The organism is Fulvivirga sp. (genome assembly GCF_040218215.1).
GTDB lineage: Bacteria > Bacteroidota > Bacteroidia > Cytophagales > Cyclobacteriaceae > Fulvivirga.
The window spans coordinates 694,142-707,099 of record NZ_JAVJQL010000028.1; the positions used below are offsets into that span (position 1 = coordinate 694,142).

The following is a 12,958-nucleotide window of genomic DNA, read 5'->3' on the forward strand; positions in this document are numbered from 1 at the left end:
TATCAGTATGAAATCAAAGGCTATTGTGTGGTTTAGGAACGATCTTAGATTGCTTGACAATGAAACACTCGTTGAGGCAGCGGCCAATTTTGATATCGTTCCAGTTTATGTTTTCGATCCAAGGCATTACGGTGTAACTAATTTAGGTTTTACCAAGGCAGGCTCATTTAAAACCAAATTTCTAATTGAGACATTGGTCCAGTTAATAACTGATTTGCAAAAAATCGGTTCAAATCTGGTCATAAGAATAGGCAAACCTGAAATCCTCATTCCTGAAATAGCAAATGAGATAAATGCAGTAAAGGTTTATGCGAGCAAGGAAGTGACCTATGACGAAATAATTATAGAAGCTGCATTGGAGGCCACACTTTTTAAGAATGGCATTGCATTGAAACTCATTTGGCAGCAAACACTTTTTCATCAAGAAGATGTACCATGGCCAATTAAGCAAGTGCCAGATGTTTTTACACAATTCAGAAAGGAAGCTGAGAATACAGTTAAGGTAAGAGCGCTTTTCCAAAAGCCAACCAAATTGCCAGTAGTCACCAATATTGAATTAGGAGAGCTGCCAACCTTGAGTCAATTGGAACTTAAAGAAGTGGTTAACGACAAGCGGGCAGTCTTGGATTTTGAAGGCGGAGAAGCAGCAGCCAACAAGCGCCTGGATAACTATTTTTGGAAAAAGGATTTGCTGAAAAGCTACAAAGAGACAAGAAATGGTCTTGTAGGAGCCGACTACTCTTCAAAGCTTTCGCCCTGGCTGGCAGTAGGTGCTATTTCACCTAAAACCATCTACTACGAGGTAAAAAAATATGAAAAGGTTCGTGAAAATAATGACTCCACTTACTGGCTCATTTTCGAGTTGCTCTGGCGTGATTTTTTCAAGTTTATGGCCAAAAAACACGGCCAGAAAATCTTTCTTGAAAATGGAATCTCTTCATTAGATCTGAGCCTTAAAAATGACCTGGATATTTTCGAATTATGGAAAAACGGCAAAACGGAAGATGAGTTCATCAATGCTAATATGAATGAATTGCGAATGAGCGGGTTCATGTCCAATCGTGGGCGTCAGATTGTAGCGAGTTACCTTATTCATCAACTTAAAGTCAACTGGACATGGGGTGCCGCATGGTTTGAGCACTCACTGATAGATTATGACCCTTGTAGCAACTGGCTCAACTGGGCGTATATAGCGGGTGTGGGCAATGATCCAAGAAATGGCCGCGAATTCAATATTGAAAGCCAAAGACTGCAACATGACCCTAAAGGCGAGTATGTAGCACTTTGGAACTAAAAAATATCTCCGTTTAAGGCCAATACAAGCACTTCTTAAATTTTATCTGTAGAAAGTTATTGCTCATAATTTCTAAACTCCGTATGTTTGCTATCTGGATTTAGTCTAAATAATGATTAACGAATTTTATACAGAGCAGACGGATAGTGAATCTTTCAACATTTTTGAAAAGAACACACCTATGGACAGCTTCGACTGTGTATTGAAAAAATGCTGTAAAAAGTATAAGAAGAAGGGTAGGCACTGTAAAAAATGTCCGAGGTTATGATGACGCTGGATAACAATCAATTGGAATTGGTTTACGAAACCAATAGAGCTTCACTACATCAGTGTGATACTTCAGAGATATATACCTTACGCTTTAATTCAGAAGTTGTGGAATTTAGGGTTTGCCAGTTGATTGCATTCAAAAGAAAAATCCAGAAAATTGACTTGGCTCAAATGTTTGCTGATGATACTGCTGATATAGAGATAGTTTACATGCCGCATTGTGACAGACTATTTGCTCTCAATATTCACGATGTACTTCAGTTAAAGGAGCTATTTGCCGGAGCATTTACCATGCTTGAGCTTAACAGCATGATCCACAAAGAGCTGGTAAGAAGACCTTTGTAAATCGCTTCATTTCTTTAGACTAAATTTAAATTGCTTTTAAATTCGGCAAGGGTTCAACTTTTGTTGTTCATTTGCGGTTGTACCATAAAGAAATTTCCGACATGAAAGATATATTAAGGAGACATTCCGTACTGAAAGATGAGATTGTTGATGTGATCAACAAACAAATAAAAATGGAGGCCCAATCATCGGCTGCTTACCTGGCCATGGCTGCATGGTGCGATGTAAATGGCTATGACAACTGTGCCGAATTTTTCTTTAATCAATCTAATCAGGAAAGGGAGCATCAGCTGAAATTCTTTCATTATTTGGTAGATATGGAGTGTGAAGCTATCTCTCCGGCAGTAGGTGACTCTCAGCATGAGTTTGATAAACTGAGAACGGTTTTCGAAAAGTCATTGGAAATGGAAATTGCAGTTACTGATTCTATTCATGATATGGTTCGTGTTTGCAGAAAGGTCGGTGATTTGGCTACAGAAGAATTTTTGAGATGGTTTGTGCAGGAGCAAATTGAAGAAGAATATGTGTCAAGAAGATGCCTTGAGTTATTTGACGTGCTTGGTGAAGACAAGCTGGCATTAGGCATGATTGAAGATCGTATCCTTAATGTAAAATATGATGGTGCTGGAGCTTAATAAATAAAATCTCCCCGGACTTGTTCCAGTGTATTTATTAAATCGTCATTTCGACTGAGGTACGAGGGAGAAATCCCACTATTACTGTGGGAGACCTCTCTCTGCCAACTGGCGGATTCGAGGTGACGTTACTATTTTTTGTTTGCTCTTTCTCATGAAGTATTTGAATTTCTGAAGGCTGCTTTTATTGATTGCTTTTTAAATGAAAGTCTTAGTGAATTAAAAGGCACCTATCTTGATCCAACTATGCTTCATCGTTTTCCGATTTTTTCGCTGTATCTATCAAAAAACCCTCGTCAACCTGTAATAATCAGAAACAGTAATTCTAAAAGCCTCTTTAGCCTGATGGGTATCGAAAATAGGCTTCCATTCTTCACCTGCTTTTATCTCAAATTGATAGCCCTGCACCAGCAGCTCATAGGCATCTGTGCAAAAATTAAGCATGGCCTCCCGGTTCATCTCATTGAGATTTATTTCCTTAACATCACCATTATTCGGATGCTGCACTCTTAATTCAATGTTTTCACTACCTATAGCCTCACTGGGTTCTACTAACAAATAAGCCTCATCTTGCAGGTAATTGACCACAATGGCCACGTTTAAAACCCGCTCTTTTGCATTTTTACTTCTATCAGAAAACCTGAACACATTAAATTTGGCAGCCTTGTTCTCTTCCAAATCATAATAGGACTGCCGTACATTTTTAAAAAAAAGCTGCGTATCGGTTCCAATTTTGAAAGTGAGATCAGCTCGATCAATGGTTTTGTCATCATCTATTTTACAAGCCGAAATAGTCAATAACAAAAGAAATGCAATTCGCTTCATGTGGTTATTAACAATGAATCACATTGTTGGTTTCAATTGTGTAAATAGCTTAATTTAGATTCAAATTAAAAACCTATGGGAAAGACAGCTAAAATCTTATTAATCGTTTTTGGAGCATTTGTAGTCATTATTGGAATGCTAGTCATGTGGTTTGTGGGTGTTTACAATACCTTACAAGAAATGGATGAGGATGTTGCCGGAAAATGGGCGCAGGTTGAGAATGTTTATCAAAGAAGATCTGACCTCATTCCCAATCTCGTTAACACGGTGAAAGGCTATGCCGACTTTGAGCAAGAAACACTAACAGGAGTTATTGAAGCCCGATCAAAAGCTACTTCTATAAATATTGACCCTTCAAATTTGAGTCCGGCTGCTATTAGTCAGTTTCAATCTGCACAAGATGGTTTGGGTTCGGCCTTGTCCAGGCTATTGGTAACCATTGAGCGCTACCCTGACCTTAAAGCCAATCAGAATTTCCTGGAGTTACAATCACAATTGGAAGGTACAGAAAACCGAATTGCCGTAGAGCGTAAAAGGTTTAATGATGCTGTACAGACACTAAATGCCAAAATCCGTAAAATACCCGCCTCTATGATTGCCCCTATGGCTGGTGTAGAACGCAAAGGATATTTCGAAGCGGACGAAGGGGCTGAAAAAGTGCCTGAGGTGAAATTCTAAAGAAAAAACATTAGCGAAAAAGCAGGCATGCCTGCTTTTTTGTTGTTATATGCCATGAGTTCAAATCCAGGTACATATCTCCTTGAGGAACGGAACAGTAAATTCTTGCTGTACTTAGGCGTGTATTCATCCGAACAAGGGATGTCTATACTTCTAAGGGATTTAGAGATTGTGAACATCTCACTGGGAACATCCGATTACAAAAACTTGAGTTGGGCAACTGAAACTGAATTTCCAACTTTTAGAACATCTGGTGAACTTTTGGACTTCCTGAACTCAAATGAAGTTTGGTTTTTAACATTTGAAGTGGATTTTAAGGATTATGGTTCATTAAAAACTCATGATGATGGGGAGTGTCACTTTGAACTTCTGAACAAGTCTGATGTAATCGAACTAATCAAGAAGTCAGCCCCTGAAAAATATTCTAACCTAATTCTTGCGAAGCTTCTTGAACTGCCTAACAAATACCTGACAGTGAACTCCAACGGTGAACTTCAAGTGTACCATACTTTCGACCAATATCTAGAGGAGAACCAAGACACAAAATTATGAGCTGGGACTTATTTGTACAAAATTGGGGTGACGTAAAAACACTTGATGAGATACCTGACGATTTCCAACCACAACCTATTGGCACTCGAACTAAAATTATCGAACGGATCAAGGAGGTTGAACCAACAGTGAACTTTAAAGATGAATCCTGGGGAATTCTTGAAAATGATCAATTTTCAATTGAATTCAACATGGGAGATGATGAACTTTTGAACTCGTTCGCAATGCATGTAAGAGGAAATGAGCTTGCAATCCCATGTATTGGTAATATTTTGAAACGTCTGAACCTTCGAGCAACGGACGGATCTACTCCAGAATTCTTTGATACGAACAACGCTATCAAGAGCCTCAAGAACTGGATTGAATTTCGCAACAAGGTACTTAGGAATACAGGCACATAACAGGCGCTAAAAATCCATAGTCTTATGAGCTACTTGCAAAGAGCATTTGAATCAGATACTTTTATAGAAATTAAAAGCCAAGCCTACGGATTTTAGCTTGGCGTTAGCAAGCATAAACACTTTGAGATTCACGAACCTTCTTAATAGTAGTGCATGGGTATTTTTATTCTTGAGCATACTGCTTTTTATTCCAACTTGGGGAGGTTCAGTCCGACTCATGATTGTATCTGCATCATTTGGTTTTGCTAACTTCTTAACCAGGCGAAAATCCAGAAAAAGCAAAACTATTGTTGGGTCAGGAATTTATGCTTTTTTCATCCTCTTAACTCTATATTTAACAAGAAGCGTGGTTATTCATCTTGATGGAACACCAGAAAGAGTGAGCATACTAACCAATGTAGAGGGCGAACCTGAAATTCATTCAAATTTCCGATGGAAAAAACATATTGAGGCTGATAGTACCTTTGTAATTCGAACGTCTTCTCCGGGTTTCCTGTTGGAGGATATCAACTTTGATCTCAAAGACAAATCTGGAAAGAACATTGGAGGTAGGGGAACTACAACAACATATGGAACTTGTGGAAATAATGCGCTAATTATTTCTCTCCAAACAATTTACTTGGATTTTGACCCTCGAGCGGATTCAACTGACACAGTAAACTTTCAGGCATTGAAGAATGAACAACAGAAAGTCTGCGAAAGCCTAAACTAACAAGAGAAAAAAATCACCCGCCCATCAGAGTCACCTAAAAGGGACTCTGATGAGTTTTAAGGTTATTATGAACATCAACAATCCATGACAAAGAAAATTAAATGGGGAATCATCGGCCCAGGAAAAATCGCCCATAAATTCGCAGCTGATTTAGTTATTTCAAAAGACTCAGTTTTATATGGTGTGGCCTCTAGAGACCTTGATAAAGCAAAAGCCTTTGGTGAAAAGTACGGTGCCACTAACTGTTATAGTTCTTATGAGCAATTAGCGGAAGACCCGGAAATTGATGTGATCTATATTGCTACCCCACATGTCTTTCATTACGAAAATACCATGATGTGCCTTAAAAAAGGTAAGGCCGTATTGTGTGAAAAGCCGATGGGAATAAATTCTGATCAGGTGGAAGAGATGCTTCAAGAAGCAGCCAAACAGAAAGTGTTTTTAATGGAAGCCATTTGGACACGTTTTATACCTGCAACAGAAAAAATGCTCGCGCTACTTGAGCAGAATGCTATAGGTGATGTGTTATTCGTTCATGCAGACTTTGGCTTCAAAGGAGATGGAAACCTTGAAAGTAGACTCCTAAATAAGAAATTAGGCGGAGGTTCTTTGTTGGATATTGGAATTTACCCTATTTACTTAAGTCTTCTAGTTTTAGGAATCCCCACAGACATAAAAGCTATGGCTCGCATGACGGAGACAGAAGTCGATAGCTACTGTTCCATGCTCTTCAATTACAGTAATGATTCTAAAGCCATTTTAGAATCAACCATAGAGGCCAAAACGCCAACTGAGGCCTGCATTTATGGTAGCGAAGGAACCATTAAACTTCATAGTAGGTTTCACCACTCTAATAAAATCACGCTGACTCAAAATGGAACAGATGAGGTCTTTGATATTGGGTACAAAGGCAATGGATATTTTCATGAGATAGAAGAAGTGAATAATTGCCTGCGCCAAGGTCTAACACAGAGCCCAAAACTACCCTTTAAGCTAAGTCTTGATTTAATTAAAATCATTGACCGCGTTAAGAAAGAAATTGGGCTAGAGTATTAAACTGGTTCTGGAGGGTTAGATTTTCAACCTATTATAATCGGCAAAACGAAAAGTACATTTTATACAGTTCAAGGTTAATTATCCGATACAGACAACATTTTATTTTTACATCAAAAACCACTTCAGGAGCTTTCAGAAACAGATTAGAAACAAAAAGACACATTCTGAAAAATGTACTTTTCATTTTGTCTGTAGAGGCTGAAGTATACATGAAAATTGGACATAACCAGATTTCTTAATCACCGTTTAGTTGTTGATTATACCACTCATTTCTCTCCGTAGATAGTATATTAATTCAGACGCAATCTTATTGATACCTTTGTGATATCCAAAATATGTACTTTTCGTTTTGCCGATTATACTTTTTAAGATAACCATTTATATAAAATTCACGGTTACTTAAGATGGTTGATTATCAAAAGGTAAATATTTCAACTAAATTAGATTGAAATCAATTTAATCATCATGAATCAATCCATCAGACCTCTTTTAGTTTGTCTATTATTTTTCCCACTCCTGCTTGTCGCGCAGGACTTCTCTGCATTTAAGTTTAGAAACCTCGGGCCACTTCGTGGAGGCCGTGTTACGGCTGTTGCTGGAACAAGAGTAGAACTCGGCACATTTTATTTAGGTGCTACTGGTGGTGGTGTTTGGAAATCAGTAGACTATGGTACTACTTGGGAAAATGTTTCCGATGGCTTTTTTGATACTCCTTCTATCGGATCTATTTCCGTTGATCAAAAGGATCCTAACATCGTCTATGTAGGTACAGGTACCGATGGGCTAAGAAGCAATGTGATTGAAGGTAAGGGAATGTATAAGTCAATAGATGCCGGTAAAACGTGGCAACATATTGGGCTTGAAAAGGTTGGCCAAATCGGTGCCGTTGAAATACACCCTGATAACCATAACATAGTTTATGTAGCTGCCATTGGTAATCCATTTACCCCTAATCCAGAAAGAGGAGTTTATAAAACTACAGATGGTGGCGAAACATGGAGCAAGGTATTTTATGTTTCTGATAAAGTGGGTGTAAGGGACATTGTGCTTTTACCAGGCAATCCTGAGATTGTTTATGCTACAGCATGGAAAGCCCAAAGAACACCTTGGACAATTATTAGTGGAGGTTCTCAAGAAGAAGGCGGAATTTATAAGTCTATGGATGGTGGTAAAAACTGGAAGAAACTTACTAAAGGTTTACCTACCGGGCTGATTGGTAAAATAGATTTGGCGGTACCTGATGTTGATTCAAAAATATTATATGCCCTTGTAGAGGCTCCTGATGATTTGGGTGGAGTTTATAAATCTGAGGATCAGGGAGCGTCATTTAAGCTAATGTCTAACGAAGGTGGTTTGCGTACACGCCCATTTTATTATACTAATATTGAGGTTGATCCGACTAATCCTGATAAGCTTTATGTAATGGCCACTGGTTATTATACTTCTGATGATGGAGGTAAAAACTGGAAGCGAAAGTCAGTACCTCATGGCGATAACCATGACATGTGGATCAACCCAGACAATTCGGATTTATTTATTCAAAGTAATGATGGCGGAGCTAACGTCACGCATAATGGCGGCAAAAGCTGGTCAACACAATACAACCAGCCAACATCTGAAATTTATCAGGTGGAGGTTGATGATCAATATCCTTACTGGTTATATGGCGGCATGCAGGATAATTATACCACTGTTGCCGTTCCTAGTAATCCTCCAGGATCTATTCAGGCTTCTGATGTAGGTTGGATAATGAACACTGGTGGATGCGAAACCGGACCTGCCGTACCAAAGCCAGGCAATCATAATATTGTTTATACCAATTGCAAAGGCCGTTTTGGTGTTTTCAACAAGATTACCGGAACAGAAAAGGCCTACTATGTTGGTGCTGCCAATTTATATGGTCATGATCCAAAGGATTTAACTTATAGGTTTCAAAGAGTATCTCCAGTTCATGTTTCTCCACATAATCCTGATGTTGTGTATCACACGTCACAATATGTGCACAGAACAAAGGATGATGGCAAAACGTGGGAAACTATTTCACCGGATTTAACAGCTTTTGAAAAGGACAAGCAGGTTATATCTGGTAGCCCAATTACAAGAGACATAACAGGTGAAGAGTATTACAGCACCATTTATGCTATCAGGGAATCATCAGCTAAAAAAGGAGTGATCTGGACGGGTGCTAATGATGGGCCGGTCTATGTAACTACAGACGATGGCGCCAACTGGAAAAATGTTACGCCAAAAATGCCATCAGGAGGAAGAGTTGATGCCGTTGAGCCTTCACCGCACAACCCTGCCAAAGCTTATGTTGCTGTTTTGAGATATCAGCTTGGGGATAGAAAACCATATATCTATAAAACTACAGATTATGGTAAAAGCTGGACCCTGCTAACAGATGGCACTAACGGCATGGATGCTGATACTCCAACAAGGGTAATCCGTGAGCACCCTGATAGAGAAGGTTTACTATTTGCAGGAACTGATGATGGCTTATTTGTTTCTTTTGATGATGGTAAGAAGTGGCAATCTTTTCAGCAAAATTTGCCTATCACTCCTATCACAGACATCAAGCTACACCAGGGAGACATTGTAATGTCAACTATGGGTAGAGGCTTCTGGGTTGGTGACAATATTAATGCCCTCATTAACTACAATGGAACGGGTAGTGAGGCTGCTCTTTTCATTCCAAAAGAAAGCATTAGAAATAGAGAAACCTATATGGGGTTTGATGAAGAGGAGACGCCTCAGTTCTCCAAACCTGGAGTTTATGTAGATTATTACTTGCCAGAAAAGACAAAGGGCGCATTAAAATTAGAATTTATTGATGCCGAAGGTAAGGTTGTGAATACCTATTACAGTGATACAACCGGCACTAAGATGGCACCTATTAAGGAAGAGAACATGGCACTTAATAGCACAACTTATATTGTGGATAAGTCGCTCAATAATCAAAAAGGTATTAACAGATTTAAGTGGGACATGTCTGCTACAGGCCCATGGGATTTCAGAGATAATAGAAAATATAAAAATGGCCCATTGGTAGTACCAGGTAAATTCACTGCCAAACTTTATGTTGGTGATAAAGTGCTGGAGCAGGCATTTGAACTACTTCCAGATCCTAGATTGAAAGAGGCCAATACTTCTGTAGCTGATATTCAGGCCCAATATGAGTTTAGCAATAAAGTAATTGCCTTAATGTCAGAAGCTCGAATGCTGGAAGATAAAATCAATAAGGAGCTAAAGAAAATCAATGCCAAGGAGAAACTGGAAGAAACTGATAAAACCAGGAAGGCTCAGCTAGAAGGTTATTTAGAAGAAATTCGTGAGAAGGACATCACTTATCCACAGCCTATGATCATCGATCAGATAGAATATTTGTACTACATGACAACAGGTGCTGACCAGATGATGGGGAAAGATGCCTACGATCAATTGGAGAAATTAACCAAGCAGTTTGAAGCGTTTAAAGCAAAGGCTGAGATCAAGTAAACATAAAAAACTCTGTGCTTCTCTGCGACCTCTGTGGTTTAATTTACCGTAGAGACACAGAGTTTTAAAATGTGGTAAGAAGGATTTACTCCTTCGTAAACCTGATGCTTGAGTCGTCAGCACGAATACTGAATTTAGCATTTCCACCTGCCAACTCCAGCACAGTCTCTTCCTCTTTTTCCCTGATAATCTCGAAATCATTGGAAGAAGATACCCTGCTATCATCATGGCGAATGTCAAATCTGCCACCACCACCTAGGGTCACGATATAAATCCCCGCGTCATCACCACGGATATAATAGTCACCATCATCATCAAGTGTTGTGGCCAGTTTAATGTCACCATCATTCACTGTGGCGTCTATCCTTGAGAATGCCGCATTATCAATTTCTAAATCACCATCATCCATTCTTACTGATAATCTTCCTGCCGCCTTGTCCATTCTTATATCTCCATCATCCAAATCAAATGAGAAATCTCGGCCATTGCAGTTTTTAAAATCTGCATCGCCATCATCAAGGTCAAGCACTATTGATCCATCTATATTGCTGATGAAATAGTCGTCATCATCTCCATCCAAATCAAGGTTCACGCCTCTGGGTGCTTCAATATCTATTTTGTAGGTCTCGCTCATATAGCCAACAAAGGAAATATGGCTCCCTGATGAGCGCTCGATAATTTCAAGGTTTCCACCTCGCTCTTCCACTTCAACGGCAAACTCTTGTGTGCCCATTGTCCAGCCTTTTGTGGTTATTTTTCGCATCACCTTGACGCGTACGTCAGTTCGGTCAGAACCACTTATGGTTATATCGGCATCGCTTGTTTTCAGAACGATAGTTCCTGACAAGTTCATAGCATAAGATTCATCGAGGTTAAATTCCCCATCCTGGGCGAATAGAAGAGTGCTTGAGAATAAAGCAGCAATTAGCAGTAAATTATTTTTCATGATAGTTTGTTGATTGAGTCTGATAGTTAGACCACACATTGTGGCAAAAGGTTGCGTTGGAATATGACAATTGCCTGAGATTGATTAATAATTACCAACAATCGTCATCTCGGAAATTTTATTCATTTCGTTTTTTAAAGAATAAAATTATCCGTGATTGGCCTTAAGTCGCAAAGAGATACCGGATAAATAAAGGTTTAAAAAAAAATTAAACCTTTATTTTCCGGCATGACGGTTATTTTATAAATCCAACCTAGATCATTCTAAATATATAGAATGCTTTTACTGTTTGACTGAAAAAATAAAAAAGCGCTACTTTACGTTGATTACAAAGCAGGTGAAAAAATTAATTTACATATCGATTTTAGCTCTTTTGCCGAATATCCTATTGGCACAAGAAGATGTTGACCCAAATAGCACGGATGAGCGTTTTTCCATAAGTTCACCGGTAACAATCGACCTTGATGAAAGGGAGGATTATTTGGAAGATGTAGAGGTAAAAAAGAAGAAACGCAAGCGCAAGGTTTTTTATGGGTTAAAGACCAAAAAGAGATTTACCAGAGAGGGTTTTGGAGAAAGAATGACCTACGAGCTGTTTTTTGTATTGAAAGAACCCATTGAACTTGACACCTACGTGCGTGACATCTACTGGTATGACTACAGAAGGCAGGAAATTAGAGTTGGTGGCAAGGTAGATCAAAAGTATGGGGCAATACTGCATGGCACATATAAAAAAATGCAGGGTGATCAGGTGTTAAAAGAAGGCATATTTTTTAAAGGTATGAAACATGGGCGCTGGATGGAGTATGATAAAAATGACCTGCTGGTAGACAAAGAAAAGTACTACAAAGGCTGGCCAAGAGAATCACAAGTTACTTATTATGACCGTGAGCATGATCATATGAGGGAGATTATTCCTATTGAGTATGGTGAAAGGGAAGGCAACTACTATTACTTTTTTGAAGATGGCCGCGTAGGTGTAGCGGGGGAATACAACTGGGACAACCGCGTTGGCGACTGGGTGGAGTATTATCCTTCAGGGCGTAGAAAGAAAATCATCCGCTATTCAAAAGACGCTTTTGATGATGAATTTAGACCCTTTATCTGGAAAGAATGGAATGAAAAGGGCAAGCTGGTTTATGAGAAGCGGTAGTCGATTCATATTGTTGAAGTCTGTCAAACAAGCACTAGCTAAGGCATGATATTAGAAATGGAATACCCAGTACTGCGTTTGGTATTACGCTATGTTCTGCCCCTAATATTATTTATGGGTTTAATTTACTTCATATCCGAAGAAATCATTTTACTAGACTTAATAGTTCTAGGGATTTTGTCAATACTCTTATACAGTATATTTTTTCAATTTGAATATAAAAAAATCAAAATTAACCGAGAACAAATTTTAATAGAGTATCCAGTTAGTTTTATTAGAAATACAAAAATCATAAATGTCAATGAAATTGAGTTAGTTCAATTTAAGCCAATAAACAATTCTTGGGCGGATCCCTTTATAAAAATTTATGTTGGAGAGCAAAGACGCATTAAATTGACTTTTCCAAAACACATGCTAATCAGTATTGTCAATCATTTGGAGATTTTGAATATAAAAGTTGAAAAAATATCATATTAGTACCGTGCTAGCCAGTGCTAAAAGTAAATAGTCTACTAATAAAAAGCATCTCGGCTAGCGCTCGTTTGCAACGAGTGCTTTCAGCTACTCTTAGCTCAACTATAACTAATGCCAGTGCT

Annotated in this window: 12 protein-coding genes; 10 read left to right on the forward strand and 2 right to left on the reverse strand. The window is 38.7% G+C overall.

Annotated elements, in window-relative coordinates:
* Positions 1-7 precede the first annotated feature (7 nt).
* From RIB54_RS21350 to RIB54_RS21360, 3 genes are all read left to right on the forward strand, one after another.
* A complete protein-coding gene (locus RIB54_RS21350; protein ID WP_350102924.1) occupies positions 8-1,294 on the forward strand; it encodes a DASH family cryptochrome in 1,287 nt (428 codons plus the stop codon).
* A gap of 264 nt (positions 1,295-1,558) precedes the next feature.
* Complete coding sequence (locus RIB54_RS21355; RefSeq protein WP_350102925.1) at positions 1,559-1,909, forward strand: hypothetical protein; 351 nt, start codon at positions 1,559-1,561, stop codon at positions 1,907-1,909.
* A gap of 101 nt (positions 1,910-2,010) precedes the next feature.
* Entirely contained in the window at positions 2,011-2,544 is a 534-nt protein-coding gene (locus tag RIB54_RS21360) for a ferritin (RefSeq protein ID WP_350065732.1), read from the forward strand.
* 282 nt (positions 2,545-2,826) lie between these two features.
* Here RIB54_RS21360 and RIB54_RS21365 read toward each other — a convergent pair whose 3' ends face one another.
* Positions 2,827-3,369, reverse strand: a complete 543-nt coding sequence (locus RIB54_RS21365; RefSeq protein WP_350102927.1) for a hypothetical protein — start codon at positions 3,367-3,369, stop codon at positions 2,827-2,829.
* 75 nt (positions 3,370-3,444) lie between these two features.
* Between RIB54_RS21365 and RIB54_RS21370 the strand changes: the two genes are divergently transcribed.
* The 6 genes from RIB54_RS21370 to RIB54_RS21395 all read left to right on the forward strand — a co-directional run bounded on the left by RIB54_RS21370 (position 3,445) and on the right by RIB54_RS21395 (position 10,263).
* The gene (locus RIB54_RS21370) at positions 3,445-4,047 is read left to right on the forward strand and encodes a LemA family protein (protein WP_350065735.1); all 603 of its coding nucleotides are present in this window, start codon (positions 3,445-3,447) and stop codon (positions 4,045-4,047) included.
* Positions 4,048-4,101: 54 nt separating this feature from the next.
* The gene (locus RIB54_RS21375; protein ID WP_350102928.1) at positions 4,102-4,599 is read left to right on the forward strand and encodes a hypothetical protein; all 498 of its coding nucleotides are present in this window, start codon (positions 4,102-4,104) and stop codon (positions 4,597-4,599) included.
* Complete coding sequence (locus RIB54_RS21380) at positions 4,596-5,000, forward strand: hypothetical protein (protein WP_350102930.1); 405 nt, start codon at positions 4,596-4,598, stop codon at positions 4,998-5,000. Before RIB54_RS21375 ends, RIB54_RS21380 begins: the two co-directional genes overlap by 4 nt.
* Before the next feature lie 217 nt (positions 5,001-5,217).
* Entirely contained in the window at positions 5,218-5,712 is a 495-nt protein-coding gene (locus tag RIB54_RS21385) for a hypothetical protein (protein ID WP_350102931.1), read from the forward strand.
* 84 nt (positions 5,713-5,796) lie between these two features.
* Positions 5,797-6,768, forward strand: a complete 972-nt coding sequence (locus tag RIB54_RS21390) for a Gfo/Idh/MocA family protein (RefSeq protein ID WP_350102933.1) — start codon at positions 5,797-5,799, stop codon at positions 6,766-6,768.
* Positions 6,769-7,233: 465 nt separating this feature from the next.
* A complete protein-coding gene (locus tag RIB54_RS21395; RefSeq protein WP_350102935.1) occupies positions 7,234-10,263 on the forward strand; it encodes a WD40/YVTN/BNR-like repeat-containing protein in 3,030 nt (1,009 codons plus the stop codon).
* A gap of 85 nt (positions 10,264-10,348) precedes the next feature.
* On the opposite strand, the gene RIB54_RS21400 is transcribed toward RIB54_RS21395, so the two are convergent.
* Positions 10,349-11,209 carry a DUF4097 family beta strand repeat-containing protein gene (locus RIB54_RS21400; protein ID WP_350067318.1) on the reverse strand — a complete coding sequence of 287 codons (861 nt, stop codon included), beginning with the start codon at positions 11,207-11,209 and terminating at the stop codon, positions 10,349-10,351.
* Positions 11,210-11,546: 337 nt separating this feature from the next.
* Here RIB54_RS21400 and RIB54_RS21405 point away from each other — a divergent pair, with 337 nt between their 5' ends.
* A complete protein-coding gene (locus RIB54_RS21405) occupies positions 11,547-12,362 on the forward strand; it encodes a toxin-antitoxin system YwqK family antitoxin (RefSeq protein ID WP_350102936.1) in 816 nt (271 codons plus the stop codon).
* The last annotated feature ends 596 nt before the right edge of the window (positions 12,363-12,958 follow it).